The organism is Pseudomonas sp. FW305-20 (assembly GCF_058788075.1).
On sequence record NZ_JBYTAJ010000004.1, the window covers coordinates 146202 to 162965 of the forward strand.

The 16764-nt window shown below is 58.6% G+C and carries 16 protein-coding genes and 1 tRNA gene; 5 read left to right on the plus strand and 12 right to left on the minus strand.

The annotated features are described in order from the left end of the window. Nucleotides 1-145: 145 nt before the first annotated feature. The 3 genes from AC3WP4_RS05290 to AC3WP4_RS05300 all read right to left on the minus strand — a co-directional run bounded on the left by AC3WP4_RS05290 (nucleotide 146) and on the right by AC3WP4_RS05300 (nucleotide 3183). The gene (locus AC3WP4_RS05290; protein ID WP_102614477.1) at nucleotides 146-2272 is read right to left on the minus strand and encodes a TonB-dependent siderophore receptor; all 2127 of its coding nucleotides are present in this window, start codon (nucleotides 2270-2272) and stop codon (nucleotides 146-148) included. 413 nt (nucleotides 2273-2685) lie between these two features. Further along, nucleotides 2686-2759, minus strand: a tRNA-Cys gene (locus AC3WP4_RS05295). A gap of 202 nt (nucleotides 2760-2961) precedes the next feature. After that, entirely contained in the window at nucleotides 2962-3183 is a 222-nt protein-coding gene (locus AC3WP4_RS05300; RefSeq protein WP_008153606.1) for a DUF3079 domain-containing protein, read from the minus strand. A gap of 159 nt (nucleotides 3184-3342) precedes the next feature. Between AC3WP4_RS05300 and AC3WP4_RS05305 the strand changes: the two genes are divergently transcribed. The 5 genes from AC3WP4_RS05305 (at nucleotide 3343) to AC3WP4_RS05325 (ending at nucleotide 6894) form a co-directional block, all read left to right on the plus strand. Beyond that, the gene (locus tag AC3WP4_RS05305; protein ID WP_074877110.1) at nucleotides 3343-3699 is read left to right on the plus strand and encodes a hypothetical protein; all 357 of its coding nucleotides are present in this window, start codon (nucleotides 3343-3345) and stop codon (nucleotides 3697-3699) included. Between the two features lie 87 nt (nucleotides 3700-3786). Next, on the plus strand, nucleotides 3787-4317 hold the full coding sequence (locus tag AC3WP4_RS05310) for an iron transporter (protein WP_074877111.1): 531 nt from the start codon (nucleotides 3787-3789) through the stop codon (nucleotides 4315-4317). Next, complete coding sequence (locus tag AC3WP4_RS05315) at nucleotides 4318-4650, plus strand: cupredoxin domain-containing protein (protein ID WP_102614414.1); 333 nt, start codon at nucleotides 4318-4320, stop codon at nucleotides 4648-4650. 22 nt (nucleotides 4651-4672) lie between these two features. Continuing rightward, nucleotides 4673-5527, plus strand: coding sequence for an FTR1 family iron permease (locus tag AC3WP4_RS05320; protein WP_102614415.1), 855 nt, complete (start codon nucleotides 4673-4675; stop codon nucleotides 5525-5527). Next, nucleotides 5515-6894, plus strand: a complete 1380-nt coding sequence (locus AC3WP4_RS05325) for a 4Fe-4S binding protein (protein WP_102614416.1) — start codon at nucleotides 5515-5517, stop codon at nucleotides 6892-6894. Before AC3WP4_RS05320 ends, AC3WP4_RS05325 begins: the two co-directional genes overlap by 13 nt. A 28-nt stretch (nucleotides 6895-6922) precedes the next feature. Here the strand turns inward: AC3WP4_RS05325 and AC3WP4_RS05330 are convergent, their stop codons facing one another. The 9 genes from AC3WP4_RS05330 to narH all read right to left on the minus strand — a co-directional run bounded on the left by AC3WP4_RS05330 (nucleotide 6923) and on the right by narH (nucleotide 16763). After that, nucleotides 6923-8542 (minus strand): methyl-accepting chemotaxis protein, encoded by a 1620-nt coding sequence (locus AC3WP4_RS05330; RefSeq protein ID WP_102614417.1) that lies wholly within the window; start codon nucleotides 8540-8542, stop codon nucleotides 6923-6925. Between the two features lie 93 nt (nucleotides 8543-8635). Next, complete coding sequence (locus AC3WP4_RS05335; RefSeq protein WP_102614418.1) at nucleotides 8636-9331, minus strand: anaerobic ribonucleoside-triphosphate reductase activating protein; 696 nt, start codon at nucleotides 9329-9331, stop codon at nucleotides 8636-8638. Further along, nucleotides 9328-9495 (minus strand): anaerobic ribonucleoside-triphosphate reductase, encoded by a 168-nt coding sequence (gene nrdD, locus AC3WP4_RS05340; RefSeq protein ID WP_102614419.1) that lies wholly within the window; start codon nucleotides 9493-9495, stop codon nucleotides 9328-9330. The genes AC3WP4_RS05335 and nrdD overlap by 4 nt, the downstream gene beginning before the upstream one ends. 32 nt (nucleotides 9496-9527) lie before the next feature. Next, complete coding sequence (locus AC3WP4_RS05345) at nucleotides 9528-11543, minus strand: ribonucleoside triphosphate reductase (protein ID WP_102614420.1); 2016 nt, start codon at nucleotides 11541-11543, stop codon at nucleotides 9528-9530. 262 nt (nucleotides 11544-11805) lie between these two features. Then, the gene (gene moaA / locus AC3WP4_RS05350; RefSeq protein ID WP_102614421.1) at nucleotides 11806-12798 is read right to left on the minus strand and encodes a GTP 3',8-cyclase MoaA; all 993 of its coding nucleotides are present in this window, start codon (nucleotides 12796-12798) and stop codon (nucleotides 11806-11808) included. A 25-nt stretch (nucleotides 12799-12823) separates the two neighbouring features. Further along, nucleotides 12824-13783 (minus strand): peptidylprolyl isomerase, encoded by a 960-nt coding sequence (locus AC3WP4_RS05355; protein ID WP_102614422.1) that lies wholly within the window; start codon nucleotides 13781-13783, stop codon nucleotides 12824-12826. A gap of 10 nt (nucleotides 13784-13793) precedes the next feature. Beyond that, nucleotides 13794-14474 carry a respiratory nitrate reductase subunit gamma gene (narI, locus tag AC3WP4_RS05360; protein ID WP_102614423.1) on the minus strand — a complete coding sequence of 227 codons (681 nt, stop codon included), beginning with the start codon at nucleotides 14472-14474 and terminating at the stop codon, nucleotides 13794-13796. Continuing rightward, a complete protein-coding gene (narJ, locus tag AC3WP4_RS05365) occupies nucleotides 14467-15222 on the minus strand; it encodes a nitrate reductase molybdenum cofactor assembly chaperone (protein WP_102614424.1) in 756 nt (251 codons plus the stop codon). The genes narI and narJ overlap by 8 nt, the downstream gene beginning before the upstream one ends. Nucleotides 15223-15224: 2 nt before the next feature. Beyond that, entirely contained in the window at nucleotides 15225-16763 is a 1539-nt protein-coding gene (narH, locus tag AC3WP4_RS05370; RefSeq protein ID WP_033059086.1) for a nitrate reductase subunit beta, read from the minus strand. Nucleotide 16764 lies beyond the last annotated feature (1 nt).

Below are 16764 nucleotides of genomic sequence, written 5' to 3' on the forward strand. Positions count from 1 at the left end.
GGTTACTGAGGTCGATATCTGCAAATAAAAAGGGCCCTTCAACGGCCCTTTTGTACTCAAACCAAAATCACTTTGTCAGCCAGGACTCAATGGTCGCGGAGCCATACTGAGCCTTCCGATATTCAAGGATTGGACATCAACTGGATTACAACGTGTATGAAATGCCGACCTGTACCGTTCTTGGGGCCCCTGGATAGGCATAGACATTGCCGAACGCCCCTTCCTCATAGTCTTCGTCAGTTAAGTTCTTCACATCCAGGTTGATCCTGATCCTTTCGTTGACCTTGTAATAGCTGAGTAGGTCGACGACGGTGTAGCTGCCCATTGAAAATGCTGTGTTGGCTGTCTGCCCTTCGCGCTCATCTACGTACTTCAGACCTGTGCCCAGACCCAAGCCCTTAAATACGCCATCCTGGAACTCGTAGACGTTGAGCAGGCTGAAGCTGTTCTGCGGAATGTTCATCAGTCGGGTACCGGACTTGATGACGTTGTCCTTGGTCACTTCCGCATCGACATAGGCGTAACCGCCAATCACCCGCCATTGCGGAGTCAGGTTGCCGGCAACGTTCAGGTCGAAACCACGGCTGCGCACCTCGCCTGCCGCCACACTGAAGGTAGAGTCCACAGGATCGGTGGTGAGTACGTTGCGCTTTTCAATCTGGTAGATCGCCGCGTCGACACTCAATTGACTGTCCAGCGCTTCCCACTTGATACCCAACTCATAGGATTTGCCTTTTTCCGGTTCGAAACCACCGCCTTGACGACTGGCACCCGTGTTGGGCTTGAACGAGCGGGCCGTATTGGCATAGATCGCCACGGTGTCGGTGAGATCGTAGGTCAGCCCTATGCGCGGGGTCACGGCATTGTCGCTGGCTTCCCAGCTTTTACCGCCCGGTACAAAGGTTTCGTAGTCATGTTCGAAGCGCTCGAAGCGGGCACCGGCTAGGAGTTTCAAGCGCTCGGTCAATGCCACTTGATCCTGGAGGAAAGCGGCGTAGGTCTTGAGGTTTTCTTGATCGTTGGTCGGGGTTCGGGTCAAGGCTGGTCGAGGCTGGCCATACACCGGATTGAAGATATCAATCGGATACGCACTCACCGCGCCGCTGGAGCGCTGAATGATCGACTTGTAGTCGTAGTCTTCGAATTCGACACCGGTCAGCAAGGTGTGATCGAAACCGCCCACCGTGAAATGCCCGGTGAGGTTGAGCTGAGTGTCTTTATCCGTCCATTCCAGCTTGCGGTAGTTAAAGTTGCGGCCCAAGGTGCGACCGTCGGCCGCGACACCATTGGCCTCAACGGCATTGCCTTCAAGAGTGCCATCGAGCCATTGGAAACCACCACCCAACGTCCAGTTATCGCTCAGCAGGTGCTCGAAACGCAGCTGCGCCATGTTGTTGTCGTTGTGCAATTTGCCAACGTCTTTTTCGCCGAAGAAGGTATCGCGAGAGGCGGTGCCAATCTGATTCGGATAGCGCGTCACACCGCGATCAAGCGGATGGTTGTTGCGCATGAAGTCACCTTCGAAGATCACCTTGGTCTCATCGGTGACCTGCCAGCTTAGTACCGGCGCTACGCCGTAGCGCTCGGTTTCAACATGATCACGGAAGGTATCGCCGCCCTCACCTACCACATTCAGGCGATAGGCCAGGCGGCCTTCATCATCCAGCGGGCCGGAGGCGTCCAGCGTGCCACGCTTCATTCCCTGGTCATCGAGTTGGCTACCCAAGGTTACAACGGGCACGGCCAGGGGTTGTTTGGAAATGACGTTGAATGTGCCACCTGGATCGCCTCGGCCATAGAGCATGGTCGCTGGCCCGCGCAACACTTCAAGCCGCTCGATGGTGTTCGCATCCGGCATGTTCGGATAACCACGGTTGATCGGAAAGCCGTTGCGGTAGAACTCGCCGGTGGTAAATCCACGCACCGTGAAAGTAGTCAAACCCTGGCCACCAAAGTTGTTGGCCCGCCCGACGCCGCCGGCATAGTCGAGCGCGTCCTGCAGCCGGGTGGCACCGATGTCCTCTACCACATCCTTGGGCACCACAGTTATGGATTGTGGTGTTTCGTGGATCGACGTGTCGGTACGCGTCGCACTGGCCGAACGCGTCGCGCGATACCCATCCACCGGCCCCAAGGCCGTTTCAAAATCAGCAGTGCCAACGATGTCGGTCGCTTGCAACTCCAGACTGGCTTTATCGATTGTCGCTTCCTCAGCCCAGGAAGAAACGGAAAACGCCTGAAGCACACAGATAGAAACCAGAGTACGACGCATCGAAAAAACCTTGAGAAAATAGCCAAATGAAATGACATACATGCCAACAAATCGACGCGCATGGTATACAAAAAAATACGCTTTTAATACGTATTTGCATTCGCATTTGAAAGCGGCATTCGGTTGTGCAAATCGCTATTCGAGTAATTCTTGGCGAGAGATTGGCAAGGCGGTGCAGAGCTTGTGGGAGATGGGTCTATTGAGAGCTGCGGCTCACAATTAGCTCCCAAGCGTTGATTTGGGGGGACTTTGAAAATATTTTACGGAGGGAGGGGAGCCTGCGCAGATAGGGTGCTGGAGAAACTCCCGCTCCGGTGAAGCAGGTTCGCGACTGCCCTTTCAAGATTAAATCTTGCCGGACAGTGCAAATAAAAAAGCTCCGTAAATCATAGATCTACGGAGCTTGTTTAAAGTGGAGGCCGAGGTCGGAATCGAACCGGCGTAGGTGGATTTGCAATCCACTGCATAACCATTTTGCTACTCGGCCTCAAACATCTGATGTCATGTAGCACAACATCAAACGCGTACAAACTTGGAGTAAGATTCGTGATCTAACTCCTTGAAAACATTGAGCTTTTTCAGCGGTCAGTGCTTTCGATGGCGTGAATTATGTACTGATTTCCCGAGGCTGGCAACCCCTTGATTTCAAAAAAAATTCCGTCAGGTGGTTTCGATGTTTAAAGGGGTGCTCAACCCTTCAGGCCGGGTTCGTCTGTCACGTCTTTTACCGCGATCAACGGATCAATGCCCCAGTCGCCATGCAGATACCAATCGTCTCCAATCATTTCAGCCGGATGCATTGTGCGGTCGGAGCCGTTGCCGCACGCCAGGGAGTTTGCTGGACAGTACCTGTCACAACCCCAGCAAATGCGCTCGGGATGCTTGGGGCTGATGGGAAAATTCTTGGCCATGTCGATCCCCGGCTTGCCTGTAGGATGTGCCCCCAACCTACATCGCTCGCGCAAAAACGACCTTGATACGAATCAAGGTATGGCTAAGCTTTGCTCTGCTGGGGAATCAGCCGCTTTCCCCCCTTGGGCGGCCAAAAAAAACACCTGGAGAAGCTACTTATGCCTGGTAAAAAAACTCCTGCCGAAGACCAAAGCCCTGTCCAATTGTCGACCTGGGATGATGAAGTCACGGAAAAATCACTCGATGCAGAAGCATTTGCCTCTCCCCCCGAATTGACCAATGCAGAACTGGTCCACCTTCGTGTCCGGGTGATTGCCCTGGAAAACCTGGTCATCGCGTTACTGACACAAGGTTCGGACCAACAATTGGCCGTCGCCCGCGAAATGGCCGCCTACATTTCACCCCGGCCCGGCTTCACCCAGCATCCTCTGACGATTCACGCGGCGGCGCAGATGAACGATTGCGTCGACCGTGCCGAGCGATTTCGAAAGCGCTCCCCGTCGTCCCAGGCTTAATCACTGCAAACTTGATAACAATCATTATTATTCGCAGGAAAGCTTCCTACACTCGGGCTCCCACTCGTTAGTGCCCAGGAAGACATCATGCGTACGACCTTTTCGCTGTCACTCGCCCTGCTGTTGCTAACACCGCTGGCTCAGGCCAAGGAATACCCGATAGGGGAACCGCAGCTGTGTCCGGGGCTGGAAGTCGGGGCGGTGTATTTGCAGCCGATCGAGATGGCGCCTGCCGGAATGATGCGGGCCACCGCGGATTCCGATGTGCACCTGGAAGCCGACATTCGCGCCACGGCGGACAATCGGCAAGGCTTTCAGGAAGGCAGTTTCGTGCCTTATCTGAATGTCTCGTTCAACCTGAAAAAACAGGGCAGCGAGAACGAACTCAAAGGCGATTTCCACGCCATGGTCGCCAATGACGGCCCGCACTATGGCGACAATGTAAAGCTGCTCGGTCCAGGTAAATATCAGCTGACCTTCACCGTCCTGCCACCTGGCGGTCATGGTTCCCTTGGCCGCCATACCGATAAGGAAACCGGCGTAGCCCCCTGGTTTGAACGCTGCGAATTGCACTACGAGTTCATCTACGCCGGTATCGGTAAAAAAGGCGGCTATTGAATGAAGCGTTTGCGGATTGCCTGGCTGATGCTTGCCGGAGCAGTAGCACCGTTCACAGCCTATGCCGAATTACCGAGCTATGAACTGAGCCTGCGCGATGGCCACTTCTCCCCTGCCTTGCTGGAGGTTCCGGCCCGTCAGCGCTTCAAGATCATCCTGAAAAATATCGGCCAAGGCCCGGCCGAATTCGAGAGCACGCCCTTGCGGGTTGAAAAAGTACTGTCGCCGGGCGTGACAACCTTCGTGGTCATTCACCCGCTCAGGCCCGGCCACTACCCCTTCTTCGACGAGTTCAATCCGCAACTGCCCGAGGGCGGCATCCTCGCGAAATAACCCGTTCCAACACGGAGTTTTCATGAATCAATCATTGTTCATTGTCTGGCGCGAAAGCGTCGAGGCGCTGCTGGTGATCGGCATTCTCCAGGCCTGGGTCAGCCAGCAGCCTCAGGCTGATCGACTGGCGAAGTACTTGTGGGCAGGCGTCGTGCTGGGATTGATGCTCTCGGGCCTGCTGGCTGTGTTGATTCTGTTTGCCGGCGAGGCCATGAGCGGCTCGGCCAGTGAATGGTTCCAGGCCGCACTCGCGCTGGTGGCGAGCCTGCTGATCGTGCAAATGGTCGGCTGGATGCACCGCCACGGGCGCACGCTCAAGCACGATTTGCAACGACACGCCGATAGCCACCTGGCCCGGCAAGGTGGCGCAGGCCTGTTACTGCTGGCCATGCTTGCCGTCAGCCGCGAAGGCAGTGAAACGGTGGTGTTTCTCTATGGCGCCGGCGCTCAGTTACGAGGTCCGCAACTCGGCTTGTTCGCCATTGGCGGTGCAATGGGGATGGCGCTATCGGCCCTGACCATTGCCCTGCTGCACAGCAGTCGACAGTTCATTTCGTGGCAACGATTCTTCGCTATCAGCGAAGCTGTCTTGCTATTGCTTGGCGCGGCATTGCTGGTCAGCGGCACCGAGCGAATTGGCGGTCAATTACTCGCCCTGGATTTACCGGAAGTGATGTACAGCCTCGTTGGTGATGCGCTTTGGGACAGCAGTGCCGTGCTCAGCGACAGCCATGGCTTGGGTGGTTTCCTTGCCGGTTTTGCCGGTTATCGCGCGACGCCCAGCGGCATGACATTACTGGTGCTGGCAGGTTACTGGCTGACCGTCGGCGGATGGCTGCGTCAACGTGCTGCGGAAAAAGTCCCATGCCTGAACTGAGTCGCCACAATCGATGGCTGCAGCGCCTGGGCGACGGCATGCGTCGTCATGCTCCCGTCATTCGCGCTGTGCAGTGGGCCGTTGTACTGTTCTATGCGTTGTTGTTGGTGGTACCGGCGGTGTTGCCGCTGCCGGGCAGCCAGGCACGGATGCTCGATAACCTGACTCTGTTCGCGCAGTTTTTGTTTTGGGGGATCTGGTGGCCGTTCGTGCTGCTGTCGATCGTGCTGTTCGGCCGCCTCTGGTGTGGGGTTCTCTGTCCGGAAGGTTCACTCAGCGAATGGGCCAGCCATTACGGCAAAGGTTTGGGTGTGCCGCGCTGGTTGCGCTGGGGCGGCTGGCCAACCCTCGCGTTCTGCCTGACGACCCTCTACGGCCAGTTGATCAGCGTCTATGACTACGCCCAGGCGGCGCTCTTGATTCTGGGCGGCTCGACCGTCGCCGCGGTCATCGTCGGGTTGCTGTTCGCCCGGGGCAAACGCGTCTGGTGCCGTTACCTGTGCCCGGTCAGCGGCGTCTTCGCCCTGCTCGCTCGCCTGGCTCCCGTGCATTTTCAAGTAGACGAACAACGCTGGATGGAAAACGCCGCACCACGCCTGCCACCGCCCAACTGCGCACCTTTGCTCGATATCCGTCGCATGCAAGGTGCCAGTGACTGTCATGCCTGCGGACGCTGCAGCGGACAACGCGGCGCTGTTCAGCTGATCGCTCGCTCCAGCAATCAGGAAATTCTTCACGCGACGGCGCAGACACTTTCACCGTGGGACGCGCGCTTATTGCTGTTCGGCGTGATCGGCCTGGCCATGGGTGCGTTTCAGTGGACGGTCAGCCCATGGTTCGTCGCCCTCAAACAAACCCTCGCCCAATGGCTGGTCGAGCACGACCAACTCTGGGCCCTGGAGGACAACGCGCCCTGGTGGCTGCTCACCCATTACCCACAGCTCAACGACAGTTTCAGCTGGCTCGACGGTTTCAGCATCGTCGTTTATCTGGGTTTGAGTTCGATGGTGTTGGGCACGGCGCTGATGTTCCTTCTGCGCCTGACCGCGCGACTGGCGCAAGATCCTGCACTGTATTGGCCCCTGGCAATGACACTCACGCCCTTGGGTGGTGCAGGGTTGTTTCTCGGGCTGTCGGCCACAACGGTGAAATTGCTGCGCTATGAAGGGCTGCTGCTGGAATGGGTACAACCCGCCAGGGCCTGTCTGTTAGTGGCCGCGATTGGCTGGAGCCTGTTGCTGGGATGGAAACGGCTGGACCGCGAAAGCCTTTCCCTGGCGCGGCGCGGGTTGGGCAGCACTTGCCTGTTACTCGCCATCGGCTTGGTAGGCTTCGGCTGGTGGTTGCAGTTCTGGGGCTGGAACTGAGCCCCCGCCGCAACCACCAGCGGATCAACTAGACCTTGAACCGCGCCACCGTCTGGTGCAGCGCCCCGGCCATCTGCGCCAAATCGTGACCCGCCGTGTGAGTATGTTGGGCACCCAGCAAGACCTGCTCGGACAAGTTGCGGATGCCCATCAGATTACGATCCACCTCCCGCGCCACCAACGCCTGCTCTTCCGTGGCACTGGCAATCATCATGTTGCGCTCGTTGATCTGTGAGATCGACCGGGTGATTTCGTCCAATGCATCCCCCGAGCGCTGCGCCACTTCAAGGGTGGCCCGAACCAGGTTGCTGCTGCTTTGCATGGCCGTCACGGCATGGCCGGTATCGAGACGAATGTTGCCAATCATCTGCTCGATTTCCTGGGTGGACTCTTGCGTGCGATGGGCCAGGGCGCGCACTTCATCGGCGACCACGGCAAAACCGCGTCCGGCATCCCCGGCACGGGCCGCTTCAATGGCCGCGTTGAGGGCCAGCAAATTGGTCTGCTCGGCGATGCTGCGAATCACGTCCAGCACCTTGCTGATGTCCTGCACCCGGCCCGCCAGTTGCTCGATGCGCTGTGAGGTGTCGGTGACGCCATCGGCCAATGCGCCGATTGAAACCACGGTTTCCTGAACCTGTTCACGCCCGCGCTGTGCGGTTTGCTCGGACTGCCGCGAGGCCTCGGAAGTGCTGACCGCATTGCGCGCCACTTCGTCGACCGCCGCGGTCATCTGGTTCACCGCGGTGGCTGCCTGTTCGATCTCCAGCCCCTGCAATTGCAGGTTGCTGCTGGTCTGGCTGCTGACCGCACTCAGCTCTTCGGAGGAACTGGCCACCTGGTCCACCGACGTCGCGATGTGCTTGACCATGGCATTCAGACTTTGCTGCATCTGGTGCATGTTCATCATCACGCTGCCGCCGACACTTGAGTTCACGGGCACCTGAATCGTCAGGTCGCCCTGAGCGATCTGACTCAAAAACCGTGCGGCATCATCCGGCTCGCCGCCCAATGGCCGGGTCACACTGCGTGTGACGATTACCGCGGCGGCGATGACCAGCGCCACACAGAACAAAAACAACCCGAGCATATTGCGCCGGGCATCGCTGTACAGCTCCTGCGCCGACTGTTCCCGGTCGGCGAATATTTTGCCTTGCAGCGCCATCAACTGATCCAGGCTGCCATAAACCTCGCGTTCAGCCGGCACGACCTTTTGCTTCAGCTGTGCCATGGCGTCATCGAAAGCACCTTGCCGGATCAGCACCTGCACTTGAGTGAACGCCGCCACGTAGGCTTCGCGATTCTTCTTCAGCGCGGCATAAGCGCTTTTGCCCTCCGGCAAATAGAACAAAGGTTCAAGCGTTTCGAGTGCCTGGGTGATGCGTTTCTTGGTGGCGTCGATTGACTGCTGCACTTGCTGATTGTCTTTATCGATCAGCAAATCCCGGGTGTTCCGGGCGTTATCGCGCACACCGGTGGCGATGACCATGATCGGGTCGATCTTCGGCCAGTCCTGCTTGACGATGACGACCGCCTGTTCCTTGAGCGTCGCCAGATCGTGCAACGCGTAAAACGCCATGCCCATCAAGGCCAGCGGCGCGATTGCAAAGCCGATGACGATACGTTGTGCCGTGGTTAATTTGGCCATATCAAATGCTCCCCGTTTGATACCTGCCGATTGGCAGCGCATTTGAAAACCTAATGTTGGATATCCCTGTCAAACGTTAAACCTCAGCCTCGGTTACCCCCGTAATACAAAGGCTGGAAACAACTCGCGCATGGCATCCCATAAGTCAGGAAGCAAGGCTTGTGCCGAAACACTCGGCAGCAACGGATCAAACATCCGCTCGGTGCGAACCAGTTGCACGGCGAAGCGTTTGACGCCGAGTTCGCTCAAGCGCCTGGCGAGGATCAGCAGACGCGCCGGCTCGAACAGATGCCAATGCACGGTGGTGCGACATTCGTAGTCGACACCGCTGGCCAGCAGATGCTCAAGGCTGCGCCAGTTGGCTGTTCCGCTGCCTTCGACCCGGGTGATCGCCTGGCAGTCCTCGGGCAACGCCTTGACATCGAAACCGACCCAATCGGCCCCGGTCAGCGCCTTGGCAAATGCAGCAGGCTTGATCCCGGCGCTGTGCAAACCGATACGAAATCCCATCGCCCGCACTTCATCCATGGCGCCGAGCAAACCGTCCTGCAAGGTCGGCTCACCGCCGCTGAACACCACCGCATCGAGCAGGTCCTGACGCCGTTGCAGAAACGCCAATACCCGCCGCCAATCCACTTCGTCTGTGCCACGAGGCGGAATCAACTGCGGGTTATGGCAGTAACGACAACGCCAGGCGCAACCCTGGCAAAACAGCACGCAGGCGAGCTGTCCCGGATAGTCGATAGTGGTCAGGGGCACCATGCCCCCGACCCGAAGCGTTCGACTCATTGGCGCCCGGCCAGTGCCGCGCTTTCAGTGAAGTGCACCCGCTCGCGGTGTTCCGATTGTTTACCCGGATTGAACGCCGACACAGGGCGGTGATAACCCATTACCCGGGTCCAGATTTCGCAGCGTTGACGTTGAGCCTGGGGCAGTGTTTGCGATGCAGTCATGGTGAAGCTCCTTGCGGTTGAGTGGATCGAAATCAATGAACGCTGCCGAGCTTTTGCTCTTTCAGCAGCAGTACCTCGTCACACTTGGGGCAGAATTCATGCTCGCCATCGAGGTAGCCGTGCACCGGACAGATGGAGAACGTCGGGGTCACGGTCAGGTACGGCAGGCGGAAGCGGCCAAGGGCTTTGCGCACCAGTTGCTTGCAGGCCTGGGTCGAGGAAATCCGCTCGGCCATGTACAGGTGCAAGACCGTGCCGCCGGTGTACTTGCATTGCAATTCGTCTTGAAGTTCCAGGGCCTCGAAAGGGTCTTCGGTGTAGCCCACAGGCAGTTGCGAGGAGTTGGTGTAATACGGCGCTTGCACGCTGCCCGCCTGGAGAATGTCGGGGTAGCGCTTGAGATCTTCCTTGGCGAAGCGGTAGGTCGTGCCCTCGGCCGGCGTCGCTTCCAGGTTGTACATGTGGCCGGTTTCTTCCTGGAATCGCAGCAACGTGGCACGCACGTGATCGAGCATCTTCAGGGCAAACTTCCGGCCCTTCTCGGTGTGCATGCCCTCCTCGTCACCGGTGAAATTGCGCAGCATTTCATGCATGCCATTAAGGCCGATGGTGGAAAAATGGTTACGCAGGGTTCCGAGGTAGCGCTTGGTATACGGGTACAAACCGGCATCCATGTGGTGTTGAATCACCTTGCGCTTGACCTCCAGGCTTTCCATCGCCAGTTCCATCAGCGTGTCCAGGCGCTGCAGCAATCCGCTGGTATCACCCTTGAACACATAGCCGAGCCGCGCGCAGTTGATGGTGACGACGCCGAGCGATCCGGTCTGCTCCGCTGAACCGAACAAGCCGCCGCCACGCTTGAGCAGCTCACGGACATCCAGCTGCAAACGGCAGCACATCGAGCGCACCTGATTGGGTTGCAGGTCCGAATTGAGGAAGTTCTGGAAATACGGCAGGCCGTAACGCGCAGTCATCTCGAACAGGCGATCAGCGTTTTCACTGTCCCACGGAAAGTCGTGGGTGATGTTGTAGGTCGGGATCGGAAAGGTGAACACCCGCCCTTTCGCATCGCCGGCCTGCATCACCTCGATGTAGGCGCGGTTGAGCAGCTCCATTTCGACTTGCAGGTCGCCATAGGCAAACGGCATTTCCTCACCGCCGATGACGGGTATCTGCTCGCGCAAATCCTGCGGGCACACCCAATCGAAAGTCAGATTGGTGAACGGCGTCTGGGTGCCCCAGCGTGACGGCACGTTGAGGTTGTAGATGAACTCCTGGATCGCCTGGCGCACCTCTTGATAACTCAGCTGATCCTTGCGCACATAGGGCGCCAGGTAGGTGTCGAACGAGCTGAACGCCTGGGCCCCGGCCCATTCGTTTTGCAACGTGCCGAGGAAATTCACCATCTGCCCCAGGGCACTGCTCAAGTGCTTAGGCGGACCGGCTTCGACACGCCCCGGCACACCGTTGAGCCCTTCGTGCAACAGGGTGCGCAGCGACCAGCCGGCGCAGTAACCGGCGAGCATGTCGAGGTCGTGCACATGCAAATCCGCCTCACGGTGAGCCTGGCCAATAGCCTCGCTGTACACCTCGTCCAGCCAGTAGTTGGCGGTGACTTTGCCTGATACGTTCAACACCAGCCCGCCCAGTGAATAGCCTTGATTGGCGTTGGCCTGGACCCGCCAGTCTTCGCGGTCGAGGTATTCGTTCATCGAGGTCGCGACTTCGACCAAGGTCCGGCGGTCACGCCGCAAGCGCCCGTGCTGTTCGCGGTAGACGATGTAGGCGCGCATCGCGAGGAAAAAACCGGCGTCCATCAACACCCGTTCAACACGGTCCTGGATTTGCTCGACATGCAGCCTCGGCAACCCTTCGAGCCTGGCCAATACCGCGTCGAGCAAACCTTCGACCTCAACCTCGCCGTACTCCCCTGTCGCCTTGCCGGCGGCGATCAATGCCTGACGGATCTTGTCGGCATCGAAGGCGACCTGACTGCCATCGCGCTTGTGCAAGCGGTTACTTCCTACTGCGATCAGCGTGCTCTGCATTTGGCCTCCAGACACTACATATAGACTTAAACAAACTTAAAACCACAACATGCAGTGAAGGCTACGGACAAAGTGCTGATCTGCAATTGATCGATATCAAGATTTGGCGGTGAATCTGTGACAAGCGCGGGTCCCATGTGGGAGCGGGCTTGCCCGCGATGGCGGTCTATCTGTCAACATTGATGTTGGATGTAATGGCCTCTTCGCGGGCAAGCCCGCTCCCACATGGATTGGTTGTATTTTTTGAATCGTGCAAGACAGCTCAACCCCCACTCATGTTCATGAACCGCACAATCTGCACCTCCCCTTCGGGGCTGAAATCGTGGCGCAATGGCTTGCCGCGCAAGGCCTTCTGCACCGCGTTGATCACCGGTTGGTCATCCAACGGATATCGCCGCAGCAATCCACGCAAATCCAGCGCATCGTCCTGCCCCAGGCACAGCAACAACTTCCCTTCAACCGTCATCCGCACCCGATTACAACTGCCACAAAAGTTGTGGCTGTTGGGCGAAATGAAACCGATCCGTGTCTCGGGATGACGTTCCAGGCGCACGTAGCGCGCCGGTCCGCCGCTGTTTTCGGTGCTGTCGAGCAAGCGATGCTGGCTGGCGATCAGCGTGCGCACTTCGTCGCTGGAACAAAACGATTCACCCCGAGAACGACCGACGTCGCCCAAGGGCATTTCTTCGATGAAACTGATGTCGATACGTTGGTCGATGGCGTACTGCACCAACGCCGGGACCTCATCAAAGTTGCGCCCCTTCATCACCACGCAATTGAGTTTGATCCGCTCAAACCCCGCCTCCCGCGCCGCTTCAATGCCGTTAAGCACCTGGTCGAGATCGCCGATGCGGGTGATCGCGCGAAATTTCTGTCCGTCCAGGCTATCGAGGCTGATGTTCATCCGCTTGACCCCGGCGTCGACCAACGGCCGGGCCAGGCGGCTCAGTTGCGAGCCGTTGCTGGTCATCACCAGTTCGCGCAAACCGGGCAGCGCGGCGATGTTGCGACACAGTTCGACAATGCCCGGACGAATCAGCGGCTCACCACCGGTCAGACGGATTTTGCGTACGCCCAACCCGACGAACAGCGTCGCCAAACGCTGCAACTCTTCCAGGGTGAGCACCTGCTGACGCGGCAGGAACGTCATGTTTTTCGCCATGCAATACACACAGCGAAAATCACAGCGGTCCGTCACCGACATCCGCAGATAATCGATCTGCCGCCCAAAGCCATCCTGCATTACAGCGTTCATCACATCTCCCGGTTTGCCTCGAGGCTCACTGCACCAGCGGTGAGTCGGCGCCCTGCAAGTGGATACCGCGAATATCCGCCGCACCGATCAGGGTTTGCAGGTACTGCACCAGCGCTTTTTGCCAGACGCCTTGCTGCAACTGCGTGCGAATCGCCGTCGACACCACTTCATAGGGCAACGGCATGCCTTCGATTCGCTGATCGACGCTGATCACATGCCAGCCGTAGCGACTTTCCAGCGGTTTGCTGGCCAGGCCCGGTGCCAGGGTGAACAACTGACGCTCCAGTTCAGGCACCGTCTGGCCCTTGCTGATCTGCCCCAGAGAACCGCCCTGAGCCTTCGACGGGCAGGCCGAATATTTCATCGCCAGCTCGGCGAAACTGCCGGGGAATTCATCCAGTTGCTGCAACAGGACTTCAGCCTGACCCTGCGCAAGTTCCCTAGCTTCGACATCGTCCGGCGCGCACTCGAGCAGGATGTGCCGCACCGCCAACAACGGCGCGCTGTGGAAGCGTCCGCGATTGTTTTCGTAGTAACGCAGACTCGACTCCTCGTCGCACTGCGGCACTTTCACCTCACGTTCGAGCAACAAGCGCGTGGCCGCTTCTTCTTCGTTCTCACCGGCGCTGATCTCCAGCGACACACCTAGCTCGGCAATGCGCTGCTGCAACAATTCGCGGATCACCAGCGCCCGGGCGGCCAGATAGACTGCCTCCTCGCGGCTTTCGGCCGGGTGATATTGCAGCTCCTGGGCCATCGCTTCCGGGGTGATCGACACCTCGTTGACGCTGATGATCGGCCATTCCTGCTCACTGCTGGCGATCAACTGCGCCGGGGCGTCATCGGCCCCTGCGGGTTCAACCGGCAGGGCTTCGAACTGCGCCGCTACGACCGGCGCAATGTCGAGAACAGCCTCGGTCTTTTTTGAAGAACCGCAGCCACCGCTGCCCCCATTACCGCCACCACATCCACATCCACCTGACATGATTGTCTCCTCAGTACTTCTGACGAACGATTTGATAACGACGCCCCAGGTACCAGATCGGTGCGCTGATCATGTGTACGAGACGGGTGAAGGGGAACAGCACAAACAGGGTCAAGCCGAGAAACACATGCAGTTTGTAGATCAAGCTGACCGGCGCGATGGCCGCCGCTGCTTCCACCGGACGCAACAGCACGGTGTTCTGCGCCCAATCGGCGAGCATCACCATCACCGAGCCGTCCATGTGGCCGGTGGACGCGACGATGGTCAGCAGACCGAGCAGCAATTGCGCCAGCAGCACCAGCAGAATCAGGATGTCCGAAGGGCTGGAAGTAGCGCGGACCCGAGGGTCGTTGAGCCGCCGGTTAACCAGCATCAGCAGGCCGATCAGGCACAGCAGGCCGAAGAACCCGCCCGAGACCATTGCCAGCAACTGCTTGTTCTCAGTGCTGATCACGTGGTGATAAATCGACGCCGGGGTCAACAGGCCGACGAAGTGTCCGGCCAGCACAAACAACACACCGACGTGGAAGAGGTTGCTCGCCACGCGCATGCCGCGCTGATTGAGCATCTGGCTCGAACCTGCTTTCCAGCTGTATTGCGACAGGTCGAAGCGCGCCCAACTGCCGATCAGGCAAATGGCCAAAGCGACGTAGGGATAGACCCCGAACAACAACAGGTTCCATTTAGACATTGCCTACCTCCTTGGCTGGCGCGGCGGCCAGCCCTTCATGCTGAAAATCCACCCAGTGCAACGGCACTGCGCTTTCCTCACGGGCCTTGCCCGGTGCGCTTGGCAGTGAACTGCAACGGTCCTGCTGTTCGGCCTGGAGGAAGTCCACGGCCTCCTCTTCCCAGATCTTGTCGAGAGCTTCGAGGGAGTCGTCACGCGGTTCCGCCGCCACCTGCGCCCGCAGGTCGGCCACCGCCTGATGCGGTTCGGCCCCGGCGATTTGCAGCAGCGCCCGGAAGCAACTGGCATAGGCGCTTTCCCGCTCTTCCAAGCGTGCGGCGAGCAAGGCCAGCAAGTGCGAAACATCCGCCAGGCCCTCGCGGGCCTCGATGTCTTCACGGGTGGAGAGGAATTCCAGGTACAGCGGGATGTAGTCCGGCAGCTCTTTGACGCCGATGGCAAAACCGGCTTCTTCGTACTGCGCCATCATGTCGACCATCGCCTGGCCACGGTCGCGGGATTCACCATGCACGTGCTCGAACAACAGCAGCGACAACGAGCGCCCCCGGCCGAACAGCGCACCGTAGTGCTCCTGCCCATCCATCAGGTCATTGGCGCAGATCAGCTCGAGCAATTCGAACAACGCGCCGCGCTGTTTAGGGCTGATTTCCCGTGACTGGATGATCGCTTTCTCCAGTTCGTCGCGACCGCCAATCAGCGTCTCGGTCGGGTAATCAAGCAGCAGCGAAATCACTTTGAGAATTTGCATGCTCATTCCTCCCACAACTGGACGGTTTTCAGGATGTCGCGGCGGTTGGCTTTCTTCGCACCGAACATGTTGGTGTCGGAGCTGCCGCTGCAACCGCTGCCGAAACTGAAGCCGCAACCGGAGCGTTCGGCGAAGGCGTCGCTCATGGCGTCTTCACGGTGCGCGCTCGGCACCACAAAGCGGTCTTCATAGTTGGCGATCGCCAGGTAGCGATACATCTCCTCGACCTGGGCCACACTCAGGCCGACGTCCTTCAGTACTTGCAGGTCCTGAACGCCATCGACTTGCTCGGAGCGTTTGTAGGCGCGCATCGCCAGCAAGCGCTTAAGCGCACGCTTGACCGGTTTTTCATCGCCCGCCGTCAGCAGGTTGGCCAGGTACTTCAGTGGAATACGCAGGCTGTCGACGTCCGGGATCACCCCGTTCATGCCGACGGTGCCGGCAGTGGCAGCGTTCTGGATCGGCGACAGCGGCGGTACGTACCAAACCATCGGCAAGGTGCGGTATTCCGGGTGCAGCGGCAGTGCGAGTTTCCAGTCCACGGCCATTTTGTAGACCGGCGAACGCTGGGCTGAATCAATCACCGATTGCGGTACGCCATCGGCCAGGGCCTGACGAATCACTGCCGGGTCATTCGGATCGAGGAAGATCTCCAGTTGTTTCTCGTACAGATCCTGCTCATTGGCGGTGCTCGCCACTTCGCTGATGCGGTCGGCGTCATACAACAGCACACCGAGGTAGCGGATGCGCCCGACGCAGGTTTCCGCGCAAACGGTCGGCATCCCGGCTTCGATACGCGGGTAGCAGAAGATGCACTTCTCGGACTTGCCACTCTTCCAGTTGAAATAGATCTTCTTGTACGGGCAGCCGCTGATGCACATCCGCCAGCCCCGGCATTTCTCCTGGTCGATCAGGACGATGCCGTCTTCTTCACGCTTGTAGATCGCCCCGCTCGGGCACGCCGCTGCGCACGTCGGGTTGAGGCAGTGCTCGCACAGGCGCGGCAAATACATCATAAAGGTGTTTTCGTACTCGCCGTAAATGTCCGCCTGGATCTTGTCGAAGTTCTTGTCCTTGCGACGCTTGGCGAATTCTGTGCCGAGGATCTCTTCCCAGTTCGGGCCCCACTCGATTTTTTCCATGCGCTTGCCGGAGATCAGCGAACGCGGACGCGCGGTGGGTTGATGCTCGCCCAGCGGCGCGGTGTGCAGGTGCTGGTAATCGAAGTCGAACGGTTCGTAGTAGTCGTCGAGGCTCGGCAGGTCCGGGTTGGCGAAGATGTTCGCCAACACGCGGAATTTACCGCCGATGCGCGGGTTGATCGTGCCGTTGGCGTTGCGGATCCAGCCGCCCTTCCACTTGTCCTGGTTTTCCCATTCTTTCGGGTAGCCGATCCCGGGTTTCGATTCGACGTTGTTGAACCATGCGTATTCCATGCCTTCACGGCTGGTCCAGACGTTTTTGCAGGTGATCGAGCAGGTGTGGCAACCGATGCATTTGTCCAGGTTCAGAACCATGCCGATTTGTGAGCGAATCTTCATC